The sequence below is a fragment of the Streptomyces sp. NPDC058239 genome (genome assembly GCF_042882185.1).
In the GTDB taxonomy this organism is placed as follows: Bacteria; Actinomycetota; Actinomycetes; order Streptomycetales; family Streptomycetaceae; genus Streptomyces.
Genome location: NZ_JBHVWS010000092.1, coordinates 1 through 26,202 on the forward strand (window position 1 = coordinate 1; position 26,202 = coordinate 26,202).

Consider the following 26,202-nt stretch of genomic DNA (forward strand, 5'->3'; position numbering starts at 1 on the left):
CAGGTAGCGGTGCAGTGCCTGGGTTTGCGTGGGGTGGCTGCGGTGGTGGGAGTTGGCCAGGGTGAACTGCCGCAGCGGGCCGAAGTGGGCCTCGACCGGGTTGGCCCAGGATGCGTAGGTCGGGGTGAAGCACAGCTCGACCTTGTTCTTCTTCGCCCACCGGCGCCGACATCCGCGGCGGGCCGCCAGGCGGTGCGCGAGGCGTGGGCGGAGGGCATCGAGCACACAGTGCAGCTGCCCACCCTTGCCGACGCGGGCCTGCCCGACACCGCCTCGCTCGCGGCCGCCGGCTGGGAGCCGGCGCTGCTCGCCGCGATCGACCGGGGCCAGGGCTGGGGTCGGCCCTCGAAGGCGGTGAACGGCGCCGATTCCCACCGATCGTGATGTCCCTGCCTGCCAATCCCTGGGCCACTTCTACTGCTTGAGATACGCGTACACCGCCACCCACACCGCGATGGCCAGTCCGAGTGCCGGTACCAGGCTGGGGTGCAGATACCCGATGTAGCAGACGAACGCAGCGGCCAGGGCGGCGATCACACCGACTTGGTTGTTGTTGGGCACGGGCTGCTCCTGGGGGAAGGCCGGCACCCGGACGCCGACCGGATCGAGCACGAGCGCCTTGAGGCGGGCGACGATCCGGCGAGGGCGCGGCGGGCGACCGTGCTGGGCAGGCCCATCGAGCACAACCGCTCACCCAAGACCGACAAGGCCAAGGAGCGCATCCCCTGGCTCGGCATGCACCTGGTGTTCCGGCCCCCGCCGACGGCACACATCGCGTGGGCGCTGATGGGCCACGAGATCCGCCTGGTGCTGGAGCTGTGCCAGGACATCGCCCGGGACAAGACGCTGGCGTGGATGGAGGATGCGGTCGCACAGATCCGCTGGAAAGGCGGAGGCAAGCACCGCGCCCGGGTCAAGGACGGGCTGATCGTCGCGGTCTTCCGGCACTACGAGTCCAGAGCTGTCGAGTCGAAGCCCCTTCTCCACGATCATGCGCTGGTCTCGATCCGTGCCCGGCGCCCCGACGCCAAGGGGACGTGGGGCAACCTGTCGGCGGACACGATGCTGACCCACATCGTCGCGGCCGACACCCTCTACACCTTGTACTTCATGGAGGAGGTGTCCGCCCGGCTCGGGTGGGCGTGGGAGCCCCGCGAGGTGACACCCGGCCGCCGGCCCGTCATGGAGATCGCGGGCATCGACCAGCGGCTCATCGGCTGGCAGTCGACCCGCCGCCAGCAGATCGAGGACGCACTGCCCGTCCTCACCGCCCGGTACGAGGAGAAACACGGGCACGCGCCGGGGGAGCGGGCCGCCTACGCGCTGGGCTGCCAGGCCGCCGACCAGACGCGCCCGCCCAAGCGCACGGAGATGCTGTCGCTGACCGAGCTGCGCAAGCGATGGCGGGACTCTGCGACCCGGGCCTACGGCGCCGACGTCGTCAACCGGCTCGCGGAGCGGGCGCGAGCGGCGGCCGCGGCAGTGTGGGCGCGGGTCCGGCCGGTGGTCGACGTCGCCCTGGCGGCCGTCGACGTCGTCGCCGTGGTGTACGTGATGCGCGGCGCGTTCAAACGCCACCACCTGCTCGCCGAAGCCCGCCGCCACCTCGCCTACGTCCTGCGTGGCCGACCCCACCAGGCGGGCCTGGACGAACAGATCGTGCAGGCGGTCGTCGACGACTACACCCGCCCGGCCAGCCGGCGGATGATGACCGCCGACCTGCGCGCCCTGTACCCGCACGACACCGAGGACCAGGCCGTGCTACGCCCGCTGACCCGCAAGCGGACCGCCCCGCCGTACGAGCGGGCCCGCCTCGCCGCCGACGCCTTGGCCGCCCGGGTCCACGCGGTGCGCCGCGCGGAGCGACTGGGCTCTCGCACCCGACCGCGCACCGTCTCCGTGCCCGCCGCCTCGAGGTCGCACCCGCGGCCGTTCCGCACCGGCCCGAAGGACGGCCGCCTCCTGGAGCCGGAGACCGGCGTCGACACGGTGGAGCAGACCCGCCGGACCTTCGAAGCCGCCGCCCGGCTGGCCGCCAAGCTCCAGGACGGCAAGCGGGAGCGCGCCGTCGCCCACGGCCCCCGGCCACAGCCCGCCCCGGCGACGGCCCCGCCGACGCACACCCAACAGCCCGGCACCCAGCACACACCGGGCCGGACCACAGGAGGAATCGCATGAACACCCCGGAAGAACACCCCAACCCCGACGACGCACTCGCACGCGCCCACGCGGCCCGCGCGAAGATGGCCGCCGCGCTCAACGAGGACCAGGAGCCCGAGCCTGATGAGCCCTTGGGGTGGCAGCCGGTCTGGAAGCGGCCCCGGAAGCCGAAGTCGAAGGCGGCGAAGAAGCAGGAGCAGCGCAAGCAGCGGCGGCGACTCCAGGACGCCGGGAAGCGCCGCCTCGCCGCCGGGCAGTCGCGCCGGCCCCGCTCCCGGCAGAACCGGATCGGCAACGCGGCCGCGCGCCGCGACGCCCGCGCCCTGGCCCGGGTGCGGCACTCCAACGCCTGGCTGTGGTGACGATGCCGGGCATCGTCCACCGAGTGAAGCCGACGATGTTCTGCATCCGGTGGCGATGCAAGGCATCGGGTGGTGGCTTCGTTCACGTCGAGCGACAGCACTTGTGCACGAGTTCCGGAGGCAGTTGATGATCTACCCAGCCAGAAATGTTGACGAGAATCGACGTCATTGCCGTCGCTGCTTGCGTTGCGTGAGCTGTTCGCTGTGGATTGACGAGGAACGTCCGTAGAGGGTCAGCCGAGATACGGACGAAAGGGATCGCAGGACCCCGGTGTGATCGCCGAGGTCCTCGTGCTGTTTCGGGCTCACCATCGCGGCGGTGTCGTCTTCGTCGAGCGAGGCAGGGTTCCGGCCGAAGTCCCGCGTTCAGGCATGGGTGTCCGCGCTCCTGGCTAGCGTGATTGTCGTCTGCATGCCGTACGACGAGAGGACTTGCTGGTGCCCGACTTGCCCACACCGACGCGGCTGTCACCGATCCGCGATGACCACGCCTGGCACTTCCCTTGGAGCCCGTGGCACGGCATGGCGCCCAACAAAAGCGGCAACGTGCGCAAGCCGGTGATCCTGCGGTTCGGCCAACTGTGGATCACGCCGGACGGCCGCGGTCGGGTGGCCGAGCACACCGTCGCCAGGATGACCGGGCGGCAGCGGCGTATCTGCGGGCACTTCGGTAGGCAGCCCGTGGACTGGTGCTTTCCGACTGACCAGGCCACCATCATGGGCTGGGAGCCGGCAACCAGGTGACTTCTTCAGGCACGTCAACGCGTGTGGCACGGCGAGCGCTTGGCGCTGTCCTGGCAGCCGAGGCGGTGTCGGTCGCGGGAAACCGGATCGCCCTGATCGCGATTCCCTGGTTCGTGCTGGAGACCACCGGTGATCCCGCACGCGCCGGGCTGAGCGGGGTCGCCTACTTCGTTCCCGTGGTGCTGGCCGGGCTCTTCGGCGGCCCCCTGGTGGACCGCATGGGATTCATCCGCAGCAGTGTCCATGCCGACCTGGCCAGCGGCATGACGGTCGCCGCGATCCCGGTCCTGTACATGCTGGGCCACCTGCCGTTCTGGCTGTTGCTGGTCCTCACGTTCGCCGGCTCGATGCTCGACGTTCCAGGCACGACAGCCCGCCGCTCCCTCGTGCCCGACCTGGCCGAAGCCGGCGGTATGCGGCTGGAACGGGCGATGAGCGCGCACGAGACAGTGATGCGTGTCGCCCAGCTCACCGGCGGATTGCTCGGCGGCGTACTCGTCGCAGCTCTCGGGCCAATCCTTGTGCTGTACATGGATGCGGCCAGCTTCCTGGTATCGGCCCTGATCGTGGGACTGACTGTGCCCCGAGCATCGCCTCGCAAGGCTCCGCACCTATCGAAAGGCACGTCACGGTACTTCGCGGAGCTCAGGGAAGGGCTGCGATTCATCCGCGAGGACACGTTGCTGCCCCGGATCCTCGTGGTGTTCATGTTCGCCAACATGGCCGACAACGCCCTGTTCACCGTGCTGCTGCCAACCCTGGCCAAGCAGGTGCTCGACAACCCGCTCGCCCTGGGGCTTTCGGTCGCCGCCTTCGGCGCCGGCGCCCTGGCTGGCGCGATCCTGTTCGGCGCAGTTGGGCATCGGTTCCCCCGGCACGTGATCCTGACCGGCGCATTGCTGATTTCCGGAGCCCCGAAGTTCTTCGTCATCGCCGCGATGCCCGGAACTCCCACGCTTGTCGTCACCATGGCTCTCGCCGGCATCGCTGCTGGACCAGTGAACCCGCTGTTGACCGCTGTCCAGTTCAGCCGTATTCCCTCGGAGCTCCGAGGACGCGTGTCCGGCGCGATCATGGCCGCAGTTGTGGCCGCGGTGCCGCTGGGCATTTTCGGCGCCGGCGTGCTGGTCGCCACGACCAGCCTCACCACGGCTTTGCTCGTGATCGCGGCTGCTTATCTCCTGGTCAGCCTCTATCCCGCATTGCATCCCGCGTGGCGAGCCGCCACCCCATGACCTCCAGATCGATCGACCTGCCAGATCGGCGGTGGCCGGGCCGCCGCCGGCCGCCGCCTCGCAGGCGGCGGCCACCGAGACTGGGCCGCTAATGTCAGCTGACCTTGACGGGTTCTTCCGCGCGCGCCCGGGTGCTGGCGAGGCGGTAAGAGTCGGTGCCGGTCTCGATGATCGTGCCGTTGAAGGTGAGGCGGTCGACGATGGCCGCGCAGAGACGGGGGTCGGTGAAGGTCTTGGTCCAGCCGCCGAAGGACTCGTTGGAGGCGATGGCGACGCTGTTCTTCTCCTCGCGCTCGGTCAGGACCTGGAAGAGTAGTTCGGCGCCATGGCGGTCCAGTTCCATGTAGCCGAGCTCGTCGATGCACAAAAGATCGACGCGTCCGTAACGGGCGATGGTCTTGTTCAGCTGCTTCTCGTCGGCGGCTTCGACCAGCTCGTTCACCAGTTTCGTGGCGAGGGTGTAGCGGACGCGGTAGCCCTTCATCGCGGCCTCGGTGCCCAGCGCGATGAGCATGTGGGACTTGCCGGTGCCGGAGTCACCGATCAGACAGAGCGGCTGGCTCTTCTTGATCCATTCGCAGCTGGCGAGGGTGTGGATGGTCGCCGCGTCAATGTTCGGGTTGGCATCAAAGTCGAAGGTCCGCAGGGACTTCTCCCGCGGGAAGCCAGCCGCCTTGATCCGCCTCTCCGAGCGGCGGCGGGCCCGGTCGTCGCACTCGGCCATCAACAGCTCTGCGAGAAAGCCCCGGTAGCTCATCTGGTCCTTCAGCGCCCGGTCGGCAATGTCGGAGAACTCGTTACGGATCGAGGGCAGCCGCAGCAGCCGACAGGCACTGTCGATGGCGGCGTCGGCGGCCTGCTCGGTCAAGCCTCGCTGGCGGGGCAGAGTCACTGTGCTTCTCCCTCACGGTGGTCACCGCCGCTGGTGCGGCGGCGTCGGAGCAACTGGTCATAGGGGGTCACCGAGGGCAGCGGCCTGGTGTCCGGCGGAAGATGCGCGAGCCGCCATTCGTGCAGGGACGTCACCGTCGCCGACGGCTTGCCGGAAATCAGCCGGTCCGACGCAGGGATGGGTTCAGCCTCGGCCTGGGCGGCCTTGCGGGCCTCCAGGGCGACCGCGTCAGCGGTCATGGCCCCAGCTCGCAGAGCTGCGGCCAGGCCGGCGACGACATGTTCGTGGGGCAGGTGACGCCCCAGCAGGAGGACCTCGATCAGGGCCCGGGTTCCGTCCCGCTCGCCATGGATCCTGCGGGCCTGGTCCCACCAGGCGTCGTGGACTGGGGTGAACCTGCCTGCTGAACGGGCCTGTTCGAGAGCCGTGGAGCCTGGGAAGGCGCCCGGCTTGCGGACTAGGACTTCCAGGTAGTGGTCCAGGTCCAGCCGGACGGCACCCTTCGCGATCAGGCGCTCGTGCCGGGCCACTTCCACGTTCTGGTCGTAAACCACCAGATGAGAGGCATGCAGCACGACCCGCACGCGCTTGCCGATCAGCCGGATCGGGACCGAGTAGCGGTTGGTGCGAACCGGGATCTGGCCGTAGCGGTCGACCCGCGGCGTGAACACCCGGCCTGTCTCGAACGGTTCCTCGGGCAACGGCATCAGCAGTGGTTGTTCGAGTGCAAAGTACTCCGCGACGGTCTTGGCCCTCGCCCCGATGCGGCGTGCGTCGTCCTGCCGGTCCCACTGTTCGACCATCTCGTTCAGCTCGGCGAGCGAGGAGACCTCGGGGACGGGAACGAAGTGGTTGCGGCGGAAGTAGCCGATCATCCCTTCGACTCCGCCCTTTTCGTGGGCGCCTTCGATGCCGGGCCGGCAGTAGAAGCTCTCGATGCCAAAGTGCGAGCGGAAGGCGATCCACCGGTCGGCCTCCGTTCTCGCCCGGCTTTGCCCCAGCACCCTGGCGACGGCGGCTTTCAGATTGTCGTAACGGACCTTCGTGCGCGGCACTCCGCCCAGAGTCCGCAGTGCGTGGACGTGGCCTTCGAAGAAGGCTTCCTGGCCGCAGGAGGCGAACACGTGGTGGACGGCCTTGCCCGAGTACGACAGCCGGAAGGAGAACAGGTAGCAGGTCACCAGCTCGCCGGCCAGCCGTACGGTCACGTCACCGAAGTCGACCTCCGCTTCGTGGCCGGGCAGGTGGGTCTGCGGAACGAACGCCTCAAGCGGAGCTTTGCCGGACTCGACCAAGATCTCGGGCTTCCGGCTGGCAACGTAGTAGCGCACCACCCCGTAGGAGACGTCCGCACCGTGCTCCTCGACCAGCCGGTGGAAGATCCGGGTGATCGTGTGCCTCTGCTTGCGCGGCGCGTCCAGATCCGCCCGCAGGATCTCGTCGATCACCGGCTTGTACGGGTCCAGCGTCGTGGCCCGGGGCGGCAGCTTCTTACGAGGCTCAGGCCAGGACGAGTCCAACGCCTTGCGTACCGTCCGCCAGGTCACGCCGTGCTTGCGCTCAAGCTCCCGCATCGACATGCCGCCGCGATGGTCACGCCGGATCGCCGCGTACAGCTCGACCTTCGACATCTGCGGCATGACCAGGACCTTTCACCAGGAGCACCCCGATGTTGCCCTGGCAAGAACCCCAGCGCCTCCCGAACTCATCAACATCACCCGACCGTGGTTCTGAGCGCCTCCCAAACTCGTCGACAAGTGACGTCACTACTGCTCGATAAAGCCAGGGTGGAGTTCACTCAGTGGGCTCCACTCGGTGGGCCACCCGATGGGCTCCACTCGGTGGGCTCCACTCTGGTGCGCCGGATGACGATGGACGCCACCGTGCGGTGCACCGCGATGGACGCCACCGGTGCACCGCACCACCCGACGATGCCGGGCACTCTCTCGCGCGCGCCCGGTGTCCCGCACCGCGCCGGTGCGCCCACCGCCGACCGACCCCTTGTCCAGGTGCGGTCGGTGCGTGCGACCCCTTGTCCAGCTCCGCTGCACCCCTTGTCCGGGTCTACTACCGAGGACGTTTCCCCTTGACACAGCCTGATTCGGCTGGCGATCAGATCGCGGTCAAGGGGGTGCGTGATAAAGGAGCCCGCCCGGCCGTGGCGCGCACCCGGTGCGGTGCGGCGACGCCGCCGGAGCGCACCACGGTGGTGCGGTGCGGTGGAGCGCACCACCGTGGCGTCGCGGTGGTGCGGTGGTGCGCCTGCGATGCGCGCCGCACCGCACCACCGCCGTCCCGGGTGCTCCCTACGCGGTGGTGCGGCGTACCGAGTGCCCTTCCATTGCCTGTTCCGTCCCGACGGCCTCCAGCCGGCGGAGTACGCCGGCGACGTCGCCGTGCTCCTCGGTGAGGATGTTCCCGGTGAAGCGGACGATGGTGTCGGCGATGCCCGGCGCATTGGCCAGGCACTCGCCGTCGCAGAGCATCTCCAGCAGAAGCCGCCCGAGTGCTGCTGCCAGGAAGGAGTGCGCGCACGGCTCCCCTTCGCAGTCGTCCACGGCGGTGACCGGGATGATGACGCGTGCGGCGACGTCCAGGAGCAGCCGGTGCAGCTCCGGGCCCGTGTCGTTGGCGACCGCGCAGGCCATGTCGATGTCGTCGGCCTGCAACGCCCGGATGTAGGCGAAGGCGTCGACGACGTCTTCCGGCTCCATCGGGGCGAGCGGCGCGGTGACGGTGTTCTCGGGCATGACAGCTCCTCACGTACGGGCCGCCCCGCTGATCGCGGCGGCCTCAAGAGGAGCCTCCGGCGGCGGCCCTGTGGACAGAGTCCGGGCACCGACGGTGAGCACCGCCTCGTGGCCACCGCTGAGCCGTTGATCGGTACTTGGCCACGTTGATTTCTTGTTGGCCAGCTCGGATTTCGACCGTATCGGGCACTACGAAAAGGCGGTCTCGAAGGGGACGCCCCCGCGAAGTGTCGAGATTCGGCAGAACGGCGGAGATACCTGTGTTTCTCGCACCCTGTGGGTTGCCCTTGCCCAGGGAGGAGGACTCAACGCCGGAACTGCCTCAAGTGCTGGGCGGCTGCTGATTGGAAGGCGTCGTGTGCCCGGCGGGCTCGGTCTTCCGAGCCGTCGATGGCTGGACGATCGTCGTGTGCGTGGTTTTTGATCTCACTAGACGCGTCAACCAGAGCAGTCGCCAAGCGTAGGAGCGTTGCGTTGTCGGTCGCGAGGGTGAGCGCGGTCACGGCCTTGGTCACTCCGCACTGTGCCTCGAACCGGCCCGTCTTTAGCTCCAGACTTTCCGCCTCGCCCGTCCCGCGGACGACATGTTTCAGGTACTGGTGGCGGCGATAGTCTGTCGCGGCACCGAGCAGGCTGGCTACTGCAGCAGCCAGCGCTTGCCGATCACGATCACGGCGGGCGGAGAGAGTGATGAGGTGCTGCATAGCTCCCGCCACAAGAGCACCGAGCAGGGTGCCCAGCACGGCGATGATCGCAGTTGCCACAAGATTCCCCTTCTGCTGCCCTCCTTCCGTATTAGCGGACGCGTTCTCCACCCAAAGCCGGTGTTACCAAATTGATTTGAAGGTACGAGATCAGGTCCTGTCGCGACTGAAGGAGGGCAGTGTCTCGATCCAGCGACTGAGGGCCAACTATCGGTCAACGCTCTGACCACATTGGAATCAACGAAGCACTGTGTCCTGACACGTTCGGTGGAGAGCTGGCCACTTGCCTCGCAAAGTCACAACCGCGCCGCGTTTTCCCTTGACCTGGTTCGCCACGTGCGACATACCACCCATTTCGATGGGGGAGGAATCTCCGTCCCGGCACGCTGAGCCACGACCGGGGAAAAGCCGCTGCCGGGCGGGGCGTGCCGCTGGGAGACTTCGGGGATGACCACGCAGCGGCTGCCGTTCCCGGTCCCGGACGAACGCGCCCACTACTTCGTCGACAGCTACGCCGACATGCATGACCTCGTTGAGGACCTGGTCGTGCCCGACGCGGTGCCCGAGGCCGCGGTGACGGTCCTGCGCACCGCCCGCGAGCTGTTGCGCCAGTCGTACTACTGCTACGAGTTCTCCACCGTGGCGGTCATGCACTCCCTGATCGCGGTGGAGATCGTGCTGCGTGATCGCATCCCGGACGCGGGCAAGAAGCCGCTGCACGGGATCATCAAGCAAGGTGCCGACGCGGGCATCCTGACGGCCCGGCAGGCGGAGTACCTCGACTACGGTCGGCAGATCCGCAACGGCATGGCGCACGGCCGGACCACGCACGCGGTGATGCCGCCGGCCATGGCGGTGCCGATGGTGACGACGTCGTTCGCGATCGTCTCCGAGCTCTGCGCGGCGGCGTCCGCCGGATGATCACGGCTCGATAACGGTGCTCAGGCGGATGTCACACCGTTGACTTCCGCCACACCTCTAGCAAGTGACGGGGGAGTTCCATCCGGACCCCCGCGCCACCTGCGTGAGGAGCCTCGACATGACGTACACCAGCAGCGCCCGGCAGCCTGACCCGGAGCCGCGTCCGACCTGGTCAAGGGGTGCTGATCGCCCTCCGGGTGGCCAGGAATCCAGTGCCGCGTCCAGTGCCGTGAACGATTCCAACGTCGTGCCAATCACCGTAGCTCACACCGCCCGTAAGGGTGCTTCCCGGCATGCTGACACCTCTCTAACTTCACCTGAGACACCGGCGAAGGGGAAGAGGTCTACTCCCACGGCCGGGAAGGTGAGGGCTGATGCGCTGCGGTTGCTGGGGTGTGTGCGGATAGCGACGGTTCGGCAGATGGCTGAGGTGATCACGAAGGAAGAGTCGGACGGCCGGTCGTACGTGCGCAGGGCGATGAAGGAGTTGGCGGAGCTCGGGCTGGCGGAGACGAACGGCAAGGTGGGCAAAGAGCAGATCTGGAACCTGACACTGGTGGGACAGAAGGCTCTGGCTGAAGGCAATGAGCTGCCGCCGCGTCCGAAGGCCGGCACCGGAGCGAAGGCCGTTCAAGCCGGGTTCGGCCCACACGCTGTCGCGGTGACGGAGATGATCCTCGCCTACACCGACACGGTCCTGTCCGGAGACCGCGAGTGCCTGACCGACTGGCAGGTGGAGGTGAACCACGCCATCAGGGAGACCGGCCTCAGCTTCAACACCGACGCAGTCCTCGCCGTGCCGACCAAGACCAGCGAGGTGCGCCTCTTCGAGCTCGACAACGGCACCATGTCCCAGGCCCGCCTCGCGAAGGAAATCTGGGACTACGAGCGCTACGCCGGGCACCGCACCTGGGAAGGAGCCCGCGGCACCAACGGCAGTACGTACCCGTTCTGGCAGCGCCACCGCTACACCCGCTCCGAGCGTTTCCCGCTGCTGTATGTCGTCCTGGCAGGAAAGGAGGAGCACCTGCTCGACAACCGCCGCCAGGCGCTCACCGCCGACGCCCGAGGCATCACTGTCGCGGTGTGGGTGAACACCATGCCCCGGCTGAAGCGCGGTGACCCCTGGTACGAGATCGGCGTCGACGACCCGGACCGGCGCCGCCGGCGATACCCCGAACCGGTCGGCCGCTGACAGGAGCAGGCGAGCTCGCTGTGCGGCCTGGAGCCGCCAGGCCGCACAGCGAGACGGAGCCCAAGTCACCGCGCCACCGGCCGGGTGGCCCGGCTGCGACACGTTCCTTGGCGAACCCAGCATATGAGGTGCGGGGGAGTGGCAGGCTCTGGCGAAAGATCCAGGGGGAGGATGCACGTGGAGAACTTTTTCGAGCGGGTGTCCCCTTCCTGCGTGCCGTGAGCACGGATCTCCTGCTGCCCGAGGTTGCAGAATGCCCGCCGGTGAGCAGCACAAAGGCGGGAGGATGACGCTATGAACTCGTTATCCGAACCCGTGATGCAACTGATACGCGCGGCCCTCCAGCCCCTGGCGTCACCAGCACGTGTCCGCACTGACGACCCGGTGTGCCGTGTAGTGATCACGGCAGTGAACGCCGACATGAAGGCCGGCGGACTCGACCACGTCACTCAGCTTGTCACCGGCGCCGGGATGGCGGCGTCAGGTCTCACCTTCTGGCTCGCGAAGGAGCGCGAGGTGGAGGTGGAAGCCTTGATATCCCAGCTCACGGTGGGGCTCCCGGAAGGCATCCCGGAGCGCGATGTGGTGAAGATGATCGAGACGATGCTGACCGGACCGCCCGGCGTGAAGCAGACCGCCGATTTCCTGGCCCGCCTGTTCGATGAGGACGAGGAGCGGTACTACGACCTCATCGTCGCTCTCGGCCGCTACTCCGCCTCGTGCATTGGCATGCTGAGCGCCCTCGGCATCAGTAGCGAGGAAGACACCCTCGAAGACCTGGACGACACCCTGCAGGACTTCTACGCCAGCTGAAGACGCACCCGGGTCTTGCTTGCAGCTGATTCGGCTGCGAGCAAGATCCCCGGTGGGGCAGAAGGCTCTGGCCGACGGCAACGCGCTGCCCGCGCGACCGAAAGCCGGTACCGGAGCGAAGGCCGTTCGGGCCGGGTTCGGTCCGAATGGCGTCGCGGTGACCGACACGATCCACAACCGCCTCCAGGCGCTCGCCGCCGACGTAAGAGGGGCGCGTCTGGGTGAAAACCCTGCCCCGGCTCCAGCGCGGCGATCCCTGGTACGAGATCGGCTTCGACGACCCGGACCGGCGCCGCCGGCGCTACCCCGAACCCGCTGGCCGCTGAACGGCCCGCCTGGGGCTGGCGACCCGGCTACGCCAGGGCGGCGGCCACCGTCTCCAGTACGGCGCGCTGGCGGGTGTCGATGGGCACGTCGGCCTGGCGCAGCGAGCGAAGCGTGGATCCCTCGGCACACAGCCTGCACAGCCCCATCACCGGCATCGGACCGGCGCCGATCAGGGTGTGCGAGAAAGAGCTCTCGTAGACGGGCCGGTAGCAGCCGGGGCACAGGCGGCAGTCCTCGAGTTCGTCCGCCGGCGGCGCGTCCGGACCGAGCAGCGGAACGATCCGCAGGAGGCCCTCCCCGGCTTCGGCCCACAACCCCATCGGTCGTTCCGCGCTCCGCTCGAAGACGACGTCACCGTCCGGGTCCTCGGGGGTGCGGACCCGGGCCAGCGTTCCGACGCCTTCCTCGGGATGGCCGGGCATGAACGCCAGGACGGTCCTGTGGCCAGGGCCCTCGGTCACGCCGAAGACGTGGCCGCGCCCGGCAGCGAGGGGCGGGTCGGGGCGGCCGGCGACAACGCGGCCATGGAGTCCTTCTTCAGCCTGCTGCAGAAGAACGTCCTCGACCGTCGCACGTGGGCCACCCGCCAGGAACTGCGGATCGCCATCGTGACCTGGATCGAGAAGACCTACCACCGACGACGCAGACAAACCTCACTCGGCCGGCTGACCCCCATCGAATTCGAAACCGTCATGAAGACACCGGCCCTCCAGGCCGCATGACCGAACCTGTCACCCAACCCTGCATCAGACCCCACGGTCCCACCCACATCGAGGACGACTACCGCCTCCATGACGCCTTCCACCTCGCCCACGCCGCCGTCCTGGGCTGGTTACCCGTCAGCCGCTTCCTCCTCGGCTGCAAACGCCGCAGCCGCCTCGGCATCGACGAAGCCGAAGAAGGCGGCCGCGCCATCGCCATCGAGGAGGGCACGTCGGCCCATCTGCTCATTGTCGGGACAGGGCTCGGCTCGGGTACGGGCGTTGGCGAATCAGGTCGGTGGGGCGATGGCGATGTGGAAGAGGAGGTGCTGTTGGTCGGGGTGGAGGAGGGGCCAGGTGCGGTGTTGTTTGGTGAGCCAGCGGCGGGTGCTGGGGTGGCGGGGGTGGGTGCGGGCGTGGTGGTAGGCGCGTTGCCAGGTCATGCCCCATGGGGGATTCCAGTAGGGGTCGATGGCGGTCAGTGCGTGGGCTGCGGGGGCGGGGCCTGTCTTTCTTGTCCGGTAGCGCTGCTTGTTCAGCCATCGACCGAGTGGGAAGCCGTCCTGGGCGGTGTCGCGGGGGACGGCGAGGTGGCCGTGGGTCTCGGCGAAGGCCTGGGCGCGTTCGACGGCAGCGCGCCAGGGATACGCGCGCCGGGTGCGTGCGTGGGCGACCTCGGGCGTGATGCCGATCGCGTTCAGCAGATGCTGCTGGCCGGGGTGGAGCTGGTGGTATTGGAGGCAGGCCCGGGTGATCCAGCTGCCGAGGGCGGTGCTGGAGGAGGGACTCAGCGCGGCGGGTTCGAACGGTTTGCCTGCTTCGACGTGGTCGCGGGCGCGGTAGTAGTTGCGCTGCCAGAAGGTGTCCCAGGGCGGGTTCCACCAAGGGTCGATCGCGGCGAGTTCGGCCAGGTGGGGTGAGGGCGGCATACCGGCTCGGGCGCGTTGTTTGGCGCGGTTGCGTTGGCTGAACAGCCACATGACCAGCGGGTAGGCGTCGTGCCGGGTGTCGCGGGGAGCTGCGAGGTGGCCGTGTACAGCGTGCCAGGCCCGGGCGTGTGCCAGGGCCGTCTCGAAGCCCGGCCTCAGATCGGGGCGGTGACCGAGGCGGCTGCGGGGCTCGCGAGGACGCTTCGGCTCAGCGGCACGCCGCACCTGGCACCAAGCCCGCGATCACACCGAAGCCCACGGCCCGCTCCAGCCCACCAGCGGCTTCCCCACGGACTCGTTCGCCCTGATGTTGGCGACTGCTTGTAGATTGATTGTATGAGCGATCAACACGGTTCAGGTCTGCGGTGGATCGGCGAGCACGCCTACCAGGACGCGAAAGGCCGTGTGCCGGGGATGCTTCCCGGCATTTCCCTGACGGCGGCCCGCGGCGTGGACACGGAAGAGTTCCTCGTCCGGCTCGGCGCAGATCCTGAGCAGCTCGAATGCGGGGATCTGTACAAGGAGCGCCACGAGCTCGCCATACCCCCAGACATGGGGGACGTCAGCCGCGCCATGTACGGCACCTGCGGCGGCTGGCTGTACGTCCTGGAGGACACGTGGGCCGCTACCTGGTCCCTCGGCTACCGCGAGGTACCGGAGATGGATCCCCTCGTCGGCGAGGAAATCATCTGTCTCACCCTGAATCTCGGACCGGGCCCCTCCCGGATCCTGCACGCGCCGGGCGACGACGGCCGAACCTGGCAGGCCGAGTTCGCCGAGAGCACCGGCCGGAACTCGAAACTCGACACCGCCCTGCATGCTGCCGGGGCCGTCTTCCCCACCGCCTACGACGGCGTGCACACCCAGGAGGAGGCGTCGCGGTACTTCGAGGAGCACCACCGCGACATCCCGGCCCGCGTGTTCGCCAGCGTAGGCGACTACTGCGGCCTCACGATCGACCGGGCCGCGGTGGAAGCCGGAACGCTTCCGCTCGTCCTGCTGCCGGTCCCGCAGCTCTGAGACGCGAAACGGCGCGGGCCCCCAAGGACGAGCCCGCGCCGGCTGCTATCCGGTGACGGCTACTTCGCGGTCATTGTGCAGATCACCGGGTTGACCGGCGTACCGAACGCGTCGGTGTGGTCACACCGCCCGGTCATGCGGGTATCGAGCCAGTAGGCGTCCTTGTCCATGATGCGCATCTGCTTCATGAAACTGGTGAAGTTGCCGCCCATCGTCTCCTGGTTGTGGATTCCGGAGATCGAGGAGCGTCCGCACACCTCCTGAAACGTCGGAACGGGCACCGTCGGGCTGTCGATGTTGTACAGGTGGACGCGGCCGTCCTCCTTCTTCGCGAAGGTCTGCACGCATGCTGCGCCGTCGGGCTCTCCGGTGGTACTGCCGGACGGGACGGCCTCGTTCAGGCCGCCTTCGCTCTTCTTCATTCCTCCGCTGTTGTAGGAGGACGCGAAGGCGAACTCGTCGCAGTTCAGAGCGTCTGTCGCACTGTCGAGCGCGCTCGCGTCACCGTTCGCCGCGGCCCAGCCGGACGGGCAGATCCGATTACGGTTCGTCTCGTTCTGACCCTTGTCGCCCATGTAATACAGCGGCTTGTCCGCGCTGTCCAGACCCGTCTTCGGCGGAAGCACGTTCTGGATCAGCCACGCGTGCGCAGCGGCCTGCGGGAACTTCTTCGCGTTGAACGCATACGTCGGGGCCGAGTTGAGGAACACACAGCCGCTCTCGCCCCACGTGGTGTTCGTGTCGCAGCGGATCTGGTCGAGGTAGACCTGCTCGGGACGGTAGTCCTTGCTCCACTGGTAGTCGACCTTCTGCCCCACGCCGGGAGAGTGAACGGTGCCCTCGATCACGACGTCAGGCTTGTACAGGTACGCCTGGTTGGCCACCAAGTTGTCCCACGTGTACTTCGTTGTCAGCGACGCCGAGTGCGTCTCGCCCGGCTTCCAATGCGGTGTGGCCGTCCAGTCGCCGCCCTCCGGCTCGATCGGCGTGCACGATCCCTGACATATGTGCCCGTTAAAGGCCGAGAGGCTGATCCCGCCGTCGAACTCGGCCGGAATACTCACGCCCTCGATCGTCAGCTTCTCCGTGAAGCTGGCAGGACCGTCGAGGTGCAGCTCACGTGTGAACACGAAGTCGGCGATGGCCGTCGGGTCGTCGTCGGGACCGAGGTAGTAGCGGACCGGCCGCCGGTCACACTCCTTGTACCTGTCCGCGTACGTGCCCATGGAACCAGGGTCGCACCATCCCACGTCCGTGATCCCCACGGACTTCTCCGACTCCGCTGCCTTCGCGCCCTCCGGCTTGTCCGGCGTTCTCATGACGCACAACCGGCTGCTGTCCGCACCGACCTCACCGCACTGCTTCTGCGGCTTGTACGCGGACAGCGCCGACGGCCCGGCCCCCAGCGGCCTCGTCTGCTCGCTATTCGGCTCCGTCACGAACGACGGCCGCTGAGCGTCGTAGTCCGGCGCAGGCAGCGCCAGGTCCACCGGAAGCTCGATACGCAGCCGCGCCCACGGCGACCACTCCGTCTCGTACAGCGACCCGTCATACGCAGACGTGCGGAACACGTAGTCGACGTTCGGCTTCAGACGGCCAGGCGCCACCGTCACGGTCACCGCAGTATTGGACGGCACAAAGGGAGAGACGATCACGCCGTACGAGTTGGCGTCGGTCAGCTTCACCCGCTCCAAAGGAGCGCCGCCCTCAGTGGTGGTCCACGCCTCGAACGTTAAGTTCGCCGTCGGACTGTCCTCGTCGAACACCCAGTTCTTCAACTGGACGTGACGCGTGTTCACGCTCCACGTGCCGAGACCCCCGTCGACCTGCTTCCACTTCGGTCCGGCCGACGGCGTCTCGCCCGACGAGGGACGCTCCGTGTTCGCCGCGATTTCCATGCCCCGCTCCGGTCCCGCAGCGGGCCGCGACGACGGAGCATAGTTCGGATCCGTGACGCTCGGAGCGTCCTCCGCTGCTGCGGGCATCATGGTGCCGGAGCCCAGCAGCATGACAGCTGCGGCGCCGACCGCTATGCGAGACAGGATGCTTCTTCTAGTCTTGCCTGACAAGAAAGGTTCCCTTCTGGCCCTGCCCGTTGGGCTGTTGCCCCGGCAGGACTGAACGGTTGGATTGGTCGCGCTGAACCTTCCTACGGGCACTTTGCTCTTCCGACAACGGTGCGAGATGGGTCGTTCAGCCCCAACGGGGATCTAACGCATGTGACAGGCGACACGGTTGTGGTGCCACCGGTCGTGATCTTGTGAGGGGGGCGCGAAGAACCCGCCGATCCGGTGGCGTGCCGGTCAGCTTCGGCCCGGTGCATCAGCCGCTGCGGCACGCCGGGATTCGAAGCCGTCCGTGTGGTCACTTCCACGGCGGCTGGGGAAGCCCGGACCGGACCGGCCGCACCACAGACCGACGAAGCTCCGGCCTCGGTGTCACACGAACCGGGCGTAGTGCTGTCTGTGCTCTTGACCCCCGACGGCAGGGCGCGGGACGGTCGGTGCGCAACTACGCGCAAATGGCTCGCTCGGGAGGCGATCATGGCGTTACTTTTCTTCGGGACGGACCCGAACTCGGGTGGAGGGAACTGCCCCGCGGTGTGGGTGGACACCGACACCACCGAGGGGCCGGAACTGGTCCTGCAGGGCAAGTTCGCCGACGCGGCGACCCGTGCCGCCTGCAGCCAGGACAGCCCGCCTGCAGAAGACGAGGGAGTCATCCGGATCCCGGTCCGGATGGTGGATCAGATCAGGAAGGCGTGTGATGCCGCAGAAGCCGCCGGCACCCAGCTTTGAGGGCCTGCTCGACTCCGCCCAGCAGCACGCCCTGCACCTGGAGTTGCGGGACGTCTACGCCGTGGGGGAGGAGCGGGAGGTCTTTGAGGCGTTCCTGCGAGACGGGAGCGTGCCCGCGGACGACTCGGAGTTCTGGGGCGGCTGGCTGCCGCTGGTGGAGCGGACCGTCTCCCGCGGGGTGAAGGTCCTGCGGGCCCGGGTCGTGTCCGAGCCCGTCACCGGCTACATCCGCTTCGAGCACGCCATCACCGACGCCAACCTCCGCGCCGGCGAACAGGTCCGCTGGCTGCCCCGCCGCCGCGCCTCCACGCTCGCGCTGCCCGGCAACGACTTCTGGCTCATCGACGACCAGGTCGTGCGCTGGAACCTGTTCTCCGGTGACGGCCAGGCCCTGGAGCCCGACCACACCGAAGACCCGCAGGCGGTCAAGCTGTGTGCCGAGGCGTTCCGCCAGGTGTGGGACCTGGCCACTGACCACGCCGACTACCGCATCTGACCGACGTACAACCAAGGGCCGCCACTTCATGACGACCGCTTCCCCATCGTCCAGCGCCCAAGGGGCGCGCGAGGCGCTCGCTGTGCGGTTGCAGCACCTGCGCAAGGACGCCGGCCTCACCGGACGCGAACTCTCCGCCCAGTGCGGCTGGCACCCCGCCAAGACCACCCGCATCCAAAAAGGCGCGGCCCTGCCCTCCGACACGGACATCCGCGCCTGGTGCAGGGCCTGCGGCGCGGACGACCAGGCCGACGACCTCATCGCCACCGCCCGCGCCGTCGATTCCATGTACCTGGAGTGGCGCCGCCTCCACCAGGACGGCATGCGCAAGGTCCAGCAGGACTGGTACACCCTCCACGAGCAGACCCGCCACTGCCGCGTCTACCTCTCCAACGTGCCCCGGGCTTCCTCCAGACACCGGCGTTCGCGACCGCCCTCATGCAGCAGATCACCACCTTCCAGGGCACCCCCGACGACGTCGCCGAAGCCGTCGCCGCCCGCGTCGCCCGCTCCCGATTCCTCTACGAGGGCGGCCACCGCTACGTCGTCCTCATGGAGGAATCCGTCCTGCGCTACCAAACGGCCGGCCCCGAGGCCATGCGCGGACAGCTGCGCCACCTCCTGGCCGTGATGCCGCTCGCGTCACTCTCGCTCGGCATCATCCCGTTCACCGCGCAGCGCACCGTCTGGCCGCTGGAGGCGTTCTACGTCCACGACGACGCCATGGCCGTGGTGGAGACGCTGACGGCGGAGATCAAGGTGACGCAGCCGCGCGAGATCGCTGACTACGCGAAGGCGTTCGCCGGCCTCGCGGAGATGGCCGTGTACGGCGACGCAGCCCGCGAGCTCATCCAGGCCGCGATCGACGCCCTGGAGTGAACTTCCGCAATTACCCGCAATCTTGTTGAGAACCGAGCTGCGGCCTCCGTAGCGTCGAACGACACCGACGCACCCAGCAACGGAGGCGGTGCCCATGAGCGCACCCACACCCGCCGGCCCCGAACCCGAAGGACGCGGCCTCCATCCCCCCGCCTTCGGCCGGCCTTCACCGGCGCTGCTGCAACGCGCCGACCGCGGCTACGCCCGCTTCCTCGCCGTCCAGGCCCCGGACGCCACCCCCGGCGACCACGACCAGGACGACGCGGCGCGGGGCCGGTGACCCACGTCGTGCTCTACGACCCCCACGGCCTGATCGAGGCCGAACTCCCGCTGGACCGCGCCCCGTACGAAGCACTCGTCACCGCCGTCCTCGCGTGGAAGGACCCGCACCTCAACCCCCGCGACTACGAGCAGATCGCCCTCCAACTGACCGGGCACGCCCGCGCCATCGCCGCCGACATCCGACGCCACGCCGCCGCCCTGCCCAAGAGCGACGGCCGCGGCGCCCTCGCCGAAGTCGTCCTCCACGAAGCCGACCGGCGCCTGTCCACACCACTGGTGTGAGGTGCGGTCGTGATGTCGCTGGGATGTTCGGCGTTGTATGTCACTGACGTGTAGGTGTATTCGTGCTGCTCGAGAGCAGTTGGATCAGTCGATCATGGTGACAGTTCCCCGAACATTGCAGTGACGTGAAGCCGTATCGGCCGGTGTCGTGTTCGCCGTGTCTCCTTTGTCTTCCTGGTCTTCACGGAGCCGTCTGGGCGACCGCCGCCCGGATGCGCCCCGCCTCGATGCCGTCGCCGTTCATGCGGCCTTCGCTGCGATCTCTTGGTTTTGGGGCAGTGGTGGTGAGAGACAGTTGGCAGTGGTGTGTTGTCTCTGGGCGGCGGTGGTTTCGGGGTGGGGTTCGCTGTCTTGGAGGGGAGAGATGGTGTGTGTGCCTGTTGTCACCGGGCGGTAGATGTGCGGGTCGGGTGCTGGCATGAAAGCGGGAGTTCTTGCTGGTCGGCTGCGACCCGCGCCCGCCGGTTGATTGTCCTGCCGGTGCTGCTATTCGGTATGTGATGTGTGGGTGGTGATGTGGATGTACTGGACGTCGAGTTGGTTGGCGATGTTGTCGAGGACGTCGGCAAGGGAGCGGACGGTCATGGGCTCAAGGCTGATTCCTGGTCCGTTTTCCGTGGCCAGTACGGGGATGCCGTCGTGCGCGCCGACTTGCCAGGAGCGGGCGATGGACCGCAGGAGCGCGGTGACGTGTTCCGCGGGAACGGTCAGGCGCCCGTCGGGCTCGACATTGACCTCAGGTGCCGCGAGCTGCGCTTCGTGTCCCTCATCCCGAAAACTCATGCCGCCCATTCCACTCCGAGTTCGGTGAGGGCGGTGCGCTGCGGGTCGGTGAGTTTGTCGCGCCGCGCTTTGGTGTTGCTCATGAATACGCCCAGTCGGAAAGAGACCGGTTCGGTCTCGCTGTCGACCGTGATTTCTTCGCTGTGGCCGCGTGGGACGCTGGTTTTTCCCTCCCGCGCGATGTACTGCGCCAGGGCCGCCACGCCCCGGGTGAACGACGCCGACGCCTTGGCCGGACCGCCAGCCGCACTCTTCTTGGCCGGGGCCACAGAGGGCCGCTCAGCGGGCTGCACGCCGAGCGTGGTCAGTCGTTCCTGCTGCTCAGGGGAGAGCTGCGCCCAGGTGCTCGGCTGCTTCTGCTGCTGAAGCCACTTGCCGATGTCGTCGCCGTCCATCAGCACACCGGGGGCGATGTCGGGCAGCACCCCGTCGGCGTTGACCAGGTCCGCGAGGACCCGGTAGTGGCGTTGCCAGTCGAGCGGCCAGGGGCAGTCCCAGTCCGTGTCGATTGCCGTCAGCTGCGCGGCCCGTTTCGCGGCCCGTTCCGGTTCCTTGCCCAGGCCGTTCTTCTGCCCCTTCCGCCGGAGGTTGGCCGTGTGCTGTCCGATGGGCATCATTGCTTCGCCCTCGCCCCAGACCGCGTCCTGCCTCGGGGCGAGGTGTCCGGTGGCCCGCCGGTAGGACCGCAGCGCGGCGAGCTTTTTCTCCCAGGCTTCCTCGCCCGGCTCCCAGACCATGCCGGCCTCGGGCGCGTCAAGAAGTTCCTTGCGCCGCTCCTCTAGCTCCCCGGCTCGTAGTGCTTTGCGCTGCTGGTGGACCCATCGACCAAGCGGAAACGCCTTCGTCGCTCCGAGCTCGACCTCTACGTCGTAGGGAACGGCGTAGAGGCCGGTGATCTCGTTCTCCTTCCGCCAGCGGATGAGGGCTTGGTAGCCTTCCAGCCAGACCAGGGACTCCGGCCGGTAGACGCGGGTGCGCAGGAACGCGGCGATGGTGGCGGCGTCGCGCGGTGTGGAGAAGTGGAGCAGGGCGGACTCGACCGCACCGTCGGTGTCGTCCTGCTCCTGGTCCTCGCCCACCTCGCCGCCGGCCCCGACGATCCGTCCTTCCTCGTCGCGCCGGATGTGCACTTTGCGCTGCCCGCTGGTGAGGGCGCGGGAGGCGAGCTGCTCGACGAGTCGTTCATCATGACTGCGGAGTCCTTGGAGGACGGTTACAAGGGGGCGGAACGAGGCGCTGGCGACCATGTCGGTCGGGTCTTCGCCGGGCTCCAGGAACACTGGCACGGTGATCCTGGCGACCTTGGTGGTGCCGTCGCGGTTCAACCTGAGTGCCCGGCCGATGTTCTGGACGATCTCTACCTGGGAGCCGCGGGTGTCGGCGAAGCAGATGGCCTCGACTCCTCGTTCGCCGGTGATGTCGACGCCTTCCCCGAGTACGCGGCAGCTTGCGAGGAAGGCGCGGTGGACCCGGCAGCCGGCCGCGTCGATTCCGTTGGCGAACTGCCTGATGACCTCGCGTCGCTCGGACACGAGGTGGTCGCCGCACAGCCACGCTGACCAGACCCGGTCCGGGGGTACGTGGCGGCCGGCCTCGAGGTCGTAGAACTTCGCGTCGATCGACGATTTTGGCAGTCGGTCCGCGGCCGCCAGGTCATCGTCGGAGGCATCGGTGGCGTACAGCTCGGCTGCGGTTTCCGGCAGTTTCTCCGCGAACGCGGCGGCCTCCTCCACCTTCTGGTGGAACGTCATGACCGTACGCAGGTTGTACGCCGCCGCGTGCTCCAGCAGGGCGGTCTGCAGGAGCGCCAGGCGCCGGCCCCGCCGCGCCTCCTCCGACTCCCCGAGGACGGGCGAGGGGTCGCGGATCTCCAGCACGTCGATCTCGAAACCGGCAAGGATGCCCCGCTCGATCGCCTCCGAGAGCCCGAGTTCAGCCCCAGGCAGCCAGGCACCGAACGTGCCGTCCGGGTCGTCGGCCATGGACGCGAGTTCCAGCTCCTGGCCATCCGCGCCTTTCTGCGGCCGGGGTGAGGCCAGGATGCGGGGTGTGGCAGTGAGGTAGAGCCGGAAGTTGGCGGGGATGCGAGCGTTGTCGTGGATCGCTGCCCATGGCCGTCCAAGATCACCGGCGGTTGAGTGGGCCTCATCCACGATCGCGAGGTCGAACGGGGCCATCTGCTGCCCGTAGAGCCGGTCCCCGCCCGCCAGAGCGGCCTCCAGCGGCCCGCGAACCTTCCGCTGGACCACTGGAGCGTCGATGTCCTCGCGGTCCACGAGAGAGGCGTACGTGGCGAGCGCGATAACCGGCCCGGAACCGGCCCACAGGGCGAGCTGGATCGGGTTGGTGGTGGTGCGCACCCCCAGCGAGTTGAGCACTGGGTCGTTCTCCAGCGAGCACACCGCGACCATCGGAGCCCGGTGGCCCACCAGCCGCCACGCCTGAGCGGTCTGCGCGAGCAGGTCCAGGGTCGGCACGGTCACGAGGATCCGGCCGTCCGCGAACGACTCCAGCGCGCACGCGGCGGACGTGATCGTCTTGCCCGAGCCGGTTGCTGACACGATCGTGCCCCGGGCCCCCTGCGAGGGCACAGATGATCTTGCAGGGAATCCCACCCACTTACGGAAACTCACTTTTTGGGCTACCTGGTGTTCCCGAAGCTGAATACCCAGCATTCCAACGCTCCTTCTCTTCCTTCTTTTCCACTCGCTTCGGAAATCACTGGGACGGGGTGAAGGGCGGGACGGACACCGTGCCGTCCTCGGCCACGAGATCCGCTCGGCAAGCTGGGCCAGGACCTGAGAGGGGCGCAACCCCGTCCGGCCGGCCACCACCCGAATCAGCCGACTGGGCGCGATGGACAGCCAGACCTCTGCTCGCAGTTCATCCGCTTCCTCCTCCTGCCGTTCCCCGAAGGCGGCCGGTGCCGCAAGAGCACCAGCAAACCGTTCCTCACGCTCGCGAGCGCACACTGAGCCCTGCACGTCCTGGTCCGGCTCGTACACGCTCCAACCGGCCGCAGTCATCAAGTCCCTGACGCGCCGCCACGCAGCGTGTTTGGCCAGCCAGATGGCAGCCATCCGCTCCCGGTCCATCTCGAACTCGTAGAAGGACCCGTTTCCCCTCAACTGCTCCGCGGTTTTCCGCTCACGGACAGCGGCCGCCGCGACCTTTTCCGCAACGGCGGCGACATCCAGGCCATTCGCCTGACGTCGGACCTGATCCCGCGCCACGTCCTGAGCACTCCACATGCGTTTTACCTTTTCCGGAAGCACGGGCACCTGGGCCCGCATCTGATGATCTGCGATTTTTTGGCGGTGGTGGTTCGGCATCGTGATGTCAGTGCGGTAGCTGCGGTGTCTGTGCTGTTCAGATGGTCGCGGTGAGTAGATTCGGGTGGTGACACGGTTGCCGATTTGGTGCTGACGTTTTTGGTGATGGTGCGGGCAAAGGCTCGCTGAACTTCCAGTGCGCCAGATCAGCGGCACCGTCAGCGCCGACCGCCCCACACCGTCTTTGCGGCTGTTCCTCACCCGCTGGCACCGATGACGCCGTGCCGGGCGTCCCCTGCGCCGGCACGGTCGGCTCCGCCAGCTTCGCCCGCTCCAGGGCGGTCATCAGAGCGGCGAGTGCCCGCTGCAGGTCCTCGATGTGCGCGCCACGCTCTGACAGCCGCGCCCTCGGCTGCGCCGTCTCCGTCTCCGCCTGCGCCAGCTCCTGGCCGTGCCGCGCCTCCGCCAGCTCCAGCGCGTGCTGGTACAACCCGGAGTTGTCGGGGGGTTCGGGGCGGGGGCCGGTGCCCAGTGGGCGGCGGTCGTTCATCCGGCCAGTTTCCCCGACGTGATCAAGAGGTGGGTTCCGGGAAGCACCCCGCCCGTTTCGGACGGTGGGACTGGCTGCGATGTGCCGGCGGTCCATCCCGCGGGGAGGGCCCGGATCCCCTTCGGATCCGGGCCCTCCCCGCGCTCTGTGTCCGTCTACCAGCGCATGCCGAGTTCATCGAGGTCGGTTCGGCGTTGTTCGGGGAGTTTCGTGGCGCGTTTGCGGATGTTGTCGAGCCATGTGCCGAGCTTGACCACTACACCTCCGTCAGCGCCGCCCTGACGGCCTGACAGCGCGTCCTCCGTCTCCAGGGGTTCACGTGCTTCCGGGGCACGCGTAGGTGTCCTTCCCGGGCGTGGAACTGCTGTGCCGCTGCGAGGTTGAGCGCCAGCTTCGCGTCCTGCGTCCGTTTCACCGGCCGCTCGTCCTCCTCGGCCGGTGTGATCTTGAGGGTGTTCTCCAGGATCCACTGCTGCGCAGCCACCAGCTGCTCCCACCCGTACCGCTGCGCGCTCACCCAGCGTCCGAGGTCTTCGCCCTGGACGACGACATCGGATGCGGCTGTCGGGAGCGCGCCGCCGGCCCGGACGTGGTTCTGGACGAGGCGGAAGCAGCGCTGCCACCCGGTGTCCCAGACCGGTCACGAGCAGAACGAGTATCGGGGTGGTTGTCACCCAGCAGTCGTTCGCGGTCGGCAGGAACGCAGGGCCGGTCAGGTGGCGGGGTGGATGGCGCAGCGCGCGGAGCGTTGCGGAGGGATGGGTCCGCTGGGGTCGGGGCTGAGGGGCAGTGACCAGGCTTTTCGGATGTCGGTGATGAGGGTGCGGGCGCTGTAGGGAGAGATGCCGAGTTCTTGGCGGGCTTCGGCGAGGCGTTCGGGTTCTCCGGGGAAGCCTTGGGCCTGGGCTTGCTTGAGGCGTTCGTCGAAGCCGGTGGTGCTGAAGATGTCGAGGAGGGTGAGGGAAAAGTAGGCGTAGGCGGAGGCTTCGGCAATGAGCTGGTGTGCGTCTTCGCTGAGGGTGTCGGAGGTGAGGTGACCCCTGTGGTGTGGACACACCTGACAATGGATCTTGTTGATCCTGGAAGGTGTAGATCTACGTGGCACGGCCTTCGAAGTACAGTGCGGAGTTCCGGTCCGACGCGATCGCGTTGTGGCGGGCTTCGGCCGGCAGGCGGACGTTCAAGGACGTCGCGGCTGATCTGAACGTCAACCCCGAGACGCTGCGGACCTGGATGCGTGATGCCGACGGTCGTCCGGTCGCCGCCGGCGCGTCGCATGACACCGAGGCCGAGTTGGCCCGGCTTCGGGCGGAGAACGCGCGGCTGGCCAAGGCGGAGAAGGAATGGCAGCTGGAGCGGGAGATCCTGCGTAGGGCAGCGGCCTATTTCGCCCGGGAGATGAAGTGAAGACCGCCGCTTGGGACTTCGTCTCCGCCCATGCCGAGATGTTCGGTATCAAGCTGATATGCCGGGTGCTGGAGGTCTCCCGCTCGGGCTACTACCGGTGGATCGCCGGCGCCGAGGCGCGGGCGGGGCGGCAGTTCGAGGAGGACGCCCTGGTCGAGGAGATCCGCGAAATCCATGCCGAACACCGCGGGAACTACGGCGCGCTTCGAGTCCATGCCGAACTGCGCGGCCTTGGCCACACGGCCAACCGCAAGCGCGTGGCCAGGCTGATGCGCAAGCACGGCATCGTCGGCCGTCACCTGCGGAAGAAGAAGCGCACCACGATCCCGGACCGCCTCGCGCCGCCGGTGGCGGACCTGGTCCAGCGGGACTTCACCGCCGGTTCGCTGGACGAGAAGTGGTGCGGCGACATCACATACGTGCAGGTCGGATCCGCGTGGCTCTACCTCGCTTGCGTCATCGATATCCGGTCGCGCCGAGTGCTCGGTTGGTCGATGGCCCCGCACATGCGGGCCGAGCTCGTCATCGACGCACTCCAGGCCGCGGTCGCGACCCGCGGCAGCAACGTGGCCGGAGTGATCTTCCACGCGGACCGCGGATCGCAAGGCGGATTCAATCGGTCGTCGCAACACCTCGTGATCAGCGAGGTGTGGGATGGTTCGTCGTCAGCAGGCAGCTGATCAGGCGATTCGGCCAAAGT

Annotated in this window: 25 protein-coding genes and 6 pseudogenes; 17 read left to right on the top strand and 14 right to left on the bottom strand. The window is 68.0% G+C overall.

All coding sequences use genetic code 11. The features are described 5' to 3' along the window. Window positions 1-243, bottom strand: a pseudogene (locus ACFVYE_RS45055) (IS630 family transposase); the annotation flags it as partial. Between ACFVYE_RS45055 and ACFVYE_RS45060 the strand changes: the two are divergent. Then, entirely contained in the window at window positions 229-384 is a 156-nt protein-coding gene (locus ACFVYE_RS45060; RefSeq protein WP_389609350.1) for a hypothetical protein, read from the top strand. The pseudogene ACFVYE_RS45055 and the gene ACFVYE_RS45060 overlap by 15 nt on opposite strands. A 30-nt stretch (window positions 385-414) precedes the next feature. Here the strand turns inward: ACFVYE_RS45060 and ACFVYE_RS45065 are convergent, their stop codons facing one another. Beyond that, window positions 415-561 carry a hypothetical protein gene (locus tag ACFVYE_RS45065; protein WP_389609305.1) on the bottom strand — a complete coding sequence of 49 codons (147 nt, stop codon included), beginning with the start codon at window positions 559-561 and terminating at the stop codon, window positions 415-417. Between ACFVYE_RS45065 and mobF the strand changes: the two genes are divergently transcribed. The 4 genes from mobF to ACFVYE_RS45085 all read left to right on the top strand — a co-directional run bounded on the left by mobF (window position 544) and on the right by ACFVYE_RS45085 (window position 4,501). Then, complete coding sequence (mobF, locus tag ACFVYE_RS45070; RefSeq protein WP_389609307.1) at window positions 544-2,178, top strand: MobF family relaxase; 1,635 nt, start codon at window positions 544-546, stop codon at window positions 2,176-2,178. The two genes, ACFVYE_RS45065 and mobF, sit on opposite strands and share 18 nt — an antisense overlap. Then, a complete protein-coding gene (locus tag ACFVYE_RS45075) occupies window positions 2,175-2,522 on the top strand; it encodes a hypothetical protein (protein ID WP_389609309.1) in 348 nt (115 codons plus the stop codon). The genes mobF and ACFVYE_RS45075 overlap by 4 nt, the downstream gene beginning before the upstream one ends. A gap of 432 nt (window positions 2,523-2,954) precedes the next feature. After that, window positions 2,955-3,266, top strand: a complete 312-nt coding sequence (locus tag ACFVYE_RS45080; protein WP_389609311.1) for a hypothetical protein — start codon at window positions 2,955-2,957, stop codon at window positions 3,264-3,266. A gap of 23 nt (window positions 3,267-3,289) precedes the next feature. Beyond that, complete coding sequence (locus ACFVYE_RS45085) at window positions 3,290-4,501, top strand: MFS transporter (RefSeq protein WP_389609313.1); 1,212 nt, start codon at window positions 3,290-3,292, stop codon at window positions 4,499-4,501. 94 nt (window positions 4,502-4,595) lie between these two features. Here the strand turns inward: ACFVYE_RS45085 and istB are convergent, their stop codons facing one another. From istB to ACFVYE_RS45105, 4 genes are all read right to left on the bottom strand, one after another. Continuing rightward, a complete protein-coding gene (gene istB / locus ACFVYE_RS45090; protein WP_389609315.1) occupies window positions 4,596-5,393 on the bottom strand; it encodes an IS21-like element helper ATPase IstB in 798 nt (265 codons plus the stop codon). Further along, a complete protein-coding gene (gene istA, locus ACFVYE_RS45095) occupies window positions 5,390-7,024 on the bottom strand; it encodes an IS21 family transposase (RefSeq protein WP_389609348.1) in 1,635 nt (544 codons plus the stop codon). Before istA ends, istB begins: the two co-directional genes overlap by 4 nt. Window positions 7,025-7,699: 675 nt before the next feature. Beyond that, entirely contained in the window at window positions 7,700-8,143 is a 444-nt protein-coding gene (locus tag ACFVYE_RS45100; RefSeq protein ID WP_389609317.1) for a hypothetical protein, read from the bottom strand. 305 nt (window positions 8,144-8,448) lie between these two features. Then, window positions 8,449-8,907 carry a hypothetical protein gene (locus ACFVYE_RS45105; RefSeq protein WP_383762558.1) on the bottom strand — a complete coding sequence of 153 codons (459 nt, stop codon included), beginning with the start codon at window positions 8,905-8,907 and terminating at the stop codon, window positions 8,449-8,451. A gap of 387 nt (window positions 8,908-9,294) precedes the next feature. Between ACFVYE_RS45105 and ACFVYE_RS45110 the strand changes: the two genes are divergently transcribed. The 3 genes from ACFVYE_RS45110 (at window position 9,295) to ACFVYE_RS45120 (ending at window position 11,776) form a co-directional block, all read left to right on the top strand. Further along, on the top strand, window positions 9,295-9,768 hold the full coding sequence (locus tag ACFVYE_RS45110; RefSeq protein ID WP_389609320.1) for a hypothetical protein: 474 nt from the start codon (window positions 9,295-9,297) through the stop codon (window positions 9,766-9,768). Between the two features lie 118 nt (window positions 9,769-9,886). Then, window positions 9,887-10,963, top strand: a complete 1,077-nt coding sequence (locus ACFVYE_RS45115; protein WP_389609322.1) for a replication-relaxation family protein — start codon at window positions 9,887-9,889, stop codon at window positions 10,961-10,963. A gap of 396 nt (window positions 10,964-11,359) precedes the next feature. Beyond that, window positions 11,360-11,776 (top strand): hypothetical protein, encoded by a 417-nt coding sequence (locus ACFVYE_RS45120; RefSeq protein ID WP_389609324.1) that lies wholly within the window; start codon window positions 11,360-11,362, stop codon window positions 11,774-11,776. 353 nt (window positions 11,777-12,129) lie between these two features. Here ACFVYE_RS45120 and ACFVYE_RS45125 read toward each other — a convergent pair whose 3' ends face one another. Beyond that, the gene (locus tag ACFVYE_RS45125; RefSeq protein WP_389609326.1) at window positions 12,130-12,525 is read right to left on the bottom strand and encodes a hypothetical protein; all 396 of its coding nucleotides are present in this window, start codon (window positions 12,523-12,525) and stop codon (window positions 12,130-12,132) included. 60 nt (window positions 12,526-12,585) lie between these two features. On the opposite strand from ACFVYE_RS45125, the pseudogene ACFVYE_RS45130 reads away from it, so the two are divergent. After that, window positions 12,586-12,825 (top strand): annotated as a pseudogene (locus tag ACFVYE_RS45130) (integrase core domain-containing protein); the annotation flags it as partial. Next, window positions 12,822-12,989: pseudogene (locus tag ACFVYE_RS45135) on the top strand (hypothetical protein); the annotation flags it as partial. The pseudogenes ACFVYE_RS45130 and ACFVYE_RS45135, both read left to right, overlap by 4 nt. 105 nt (window positions 12,990-13,094) lie before the next feature. Here the strand turns inward: ACFVYE_RS45135 and ACFVYE_RS45140 are convergent. Continuing rightward, window positions 13,095-13,958 carry a helicase associated domain-containing protein gene (locus ACFVYE_RS45140; RefSeq protein WP_389609328.1) on the bottom strand — a complete coding sequence of 288 codons (864 nt, stop codon included), beginning with the start codon at window positions 13,956-13,958 and terminating at the stop codon, window positions 13,095-13,097. Between the two features lie 111 nt (window positions 13,959-14,069). On the opposite strand from ACFVYE_RS45140, the gene ACFVYE_RS45145 reads away from it, so the two are divergent. Then, window positions 14,070-14,753, top strand: coding sequence for a hypothetical protein (locus ACFVYE_RS45145; RefSeq protein WP_382226481.1), 684 nt, complete (start codon window positions 14,070-14,072; stop codon window positions 14,751-14,753). Between the two features lie 59 nt (window positions 14,754-14,812). On the opposite strand, the gene ACFVYE_RS45150 is transcribed toward ACFVYE_RS45145, so the two are convergent. Beyond that, window positions 14,813-16,912 (bottom strand): hypothetical protein, encoded by a 2,100-nt coding sequence (locus ACFVYE_RS45150; RefSeq protein ID WP_389609330.1) that lies wholly within the window; start codon window positions 16,910-16,912, stop codon window positions 14,813-14,815. Window positions 16,913-17,359: 447 nt separating this feature from the next. Between ACFVYE_RS45150 and ACFVYE_RS45155 the strand changes: the two genes are divergently transcribed. From ACFVYE_RS45155 to ACFVYE_RS45175, 5 genes and pseudogenes are all read left to right on the top strand, one after another. Next, window positions 17,360-17,551 carry a hypothetical protein gene (locus ACFVYE_RS45155; RefSeq protein WP_389609332.1) on the top strand — a complete coding sequence of 64 codons (192 nt, stop codon included), beginning with the start codon at window positions 17,360-17,362 and terminating at the stop codon, window positions 17,549-17,551. Next, window positions 17,520-18,047 (top strand): DUF6879 family protein, encoded by a 528-nt coding sequence (locus ACFVYE_RS45160; RefSeq protein WP_389609334.1) that lies wholly within the window; start codon window positions 17,520-17,522, stop codon window positions 18,045-18,047. The genes ACFVYE_RS45155 and ACFVYE_RS45160 overlap by 32 nt, the downstream gene beginning before the upstream one ends. 28 nt (window positions 18,048-18,075) lie before the next feature. After that, a pseudogene (locus ACFVYE_RS45165) lies at window positions 18,076-18,926 on the top strand (helix-turn-helix domain-containing protein). Between the two features lie 94 nt (window positions 18,927-19,020). Then, window positions 19,021-19,206 (top strand): hypothetical protein, encoded by a 186-nt coding sequence (locus ACFVYE_RS45170; protein WP_389609336.1) that lies wholly within the window; start codon window positions 19,021-19,023, stop codon window positions 19,204-19,206. Beyond that, window positions 19,203-19,484, top strand: a pseudogene (locus ACFVYE_RS45175) (DUF6415 family natural product biosynthesis protein); the annotation flags it as partial. The gene ACFVYE_RS45170 and the pseudogene ACFVYE_RS45175, both read left to right, overlap by 4 nt. Before the next feature lie 492 nt (window positions 19,485-19,976). Here ACFVYE_RS45175 and ACFVYE_RS45180 read toward each other — a convergent pair. The 5 genes from ACFVYE_RS45180 to ACFVYE_RS45200 form a co-directional block, all read right to left on the bottom strand. Further along, entirely contained in the window at window positions 19,977-20,273 is a 297-nt protein-coding gene (locus tag ACFVYE_RS45180; protein WP_389609338.1) for a hypothetical protein, read from the bottom strand. Next, a complete protein-coding gene (locus ACFVYE_RS45185) occupies window positions 20,270-22,948 on the bottom strand; it encodes a Helicase associated domain protein (protein ID WP_389609340.1) in 2,679 nt (892 codons plus the stop codon). Before ACFVYE_RS45185 ends, ACFVYE_RS45180 begins: the two co-directional genes overlap by 4 nt. Before the next feature lie 694 nt (window positions 22,949-23,642). Then, window positions 23,643-24,095 carry a hypothetical protein gene (locus ACFVYE_RS45190; protein WP_389609342.1) on the bottom strand — a complete coding sequence of 151 codons (453 nt, stop codon included), beginning with the start codon at window positions 24,093-24,095 and terminating at the stop codon, window positions 23,643-23,645. A 256-nt stretch (window positions 24,096-24,351) separates the two neighbouring features. Next, window positions 24,352-24,612 (bottom strand): hypothetical protein, encoded by a 261-nt coding sequence (locus ACFVYE_RS45195; protein WP_389609344.1) that lies wholly within the window; start codon window positions 24,610-24,612, stop codon window positions 24,352-24,354. Window positions 24,613-24,807: 195 nt separating this feature from the next. Further along, on the bottom strand, window positions 24,808-25,152 hold the full coding sequence (locus ACFVYE_RS45200) for a hypothetical protein (protein WP_389609346.1): 345 nt from the start codon (window positions 25,150-25,152) through the stop codon (window positions 24,808-24,810). A 41-nt stretch (window positions 25,153-25,193) separates the two neighbouring features. Here ACFVYE_RS45200 and ACFVYE_RS45205 point away from each other — a divergent pair. Beyond that, window positions 25,194-26,107, top strand: a pseudogene (locus ACFVYE_RS45205) (IS3 family transposase); the annotation flags it as partial. Window positions 26,108-26,202 lie beyond the last annotated feature (95 nt).

Coding starts and splice junctions, on each gene's coding strand:
- ACFVYE_RS45160 (WP_389609334.1), top strand. CDS start 17,520: ATGCCGCAGAAGCCGCCGGCACCCAGCTTTGAGGGCCTGCTCGACTCC.
- ACFVYE_RS45180 (WP_389609338.1), bottom strand. CDS start 20,273: ATGAGTTTTCGGGATGAGGGACACGAAGCGCAGCTCGCGGCACCTGAG.
- ACFVYE_RS45170 (WP_389609336.1), top strand. CDS start 19,021: ATGAGCGCACCCACACCCGCCGGCCCCGAACCCGAAGGACGCGGCCTC.
- ACFVYE_RS45075 (WP_389609309.1), top strand. CDS start 2,175: ATGAACACCCCGGAAGAACACCCCAACCCCGACGACGCACTCGCACGC.
- ACFVYE_RS45100 (WP_389609317.1), bottom strand. CDS start 8,143: ATGCCCGAGAACACCGTCACCGCGCCGCTCGCCCCGATGGAGCCGGAA.
- ACFVYE_RS45190 (WP_389609342.1), bottom strand. CDS start 24,095: ATGAACGACCGCCGCCCACTGGGCACCGGCCCCCGCCCCGAACCCCCC.
- ACFVYE_RS45145 (WP_382226481.1), top strand. CDS start 14,070: ATGAGCGATCAACACGGTTCAGGTCTGCGGTGGATCGGCGAGCACGCC.
- istA (WP_389609348.1), bottom strand. CDS start 7,024: ATGTCGAAGGTCGAGCTGTACGCGGCGATCCGGCGTGACCATCGCGGC.
- ACFVYE_RS45185 (WP_389609340.1), bottom strand. CDS start 22,948: ATGCTGGGTATTCAGCTTCGGGAACACCAGGTAGCCCAAAAAGTGAGT.
- ACFVYE_RS45125 (WP_389609326.1), bottom strand. CDS start 12,525: ATGCCCGGCCATCCCGAGGAAGGCGTCGGAACGCTGGCCCGGGTCCGC.
- ACFVYE_RS45110 (WP_389609320.1), top strand. CDS start 9,295: ATGACCACGCAGCGGCTGCCGTTCCCGGTCCCGGACGAACGCGCCCAC.
- ACFVYE_RS45115 (WP_389609322.1), top strand. CDS start 9,887: ATGACGTACACCAGCAGCGCCCGGCAGCCTGACCCGGAGCCGCGTCCG.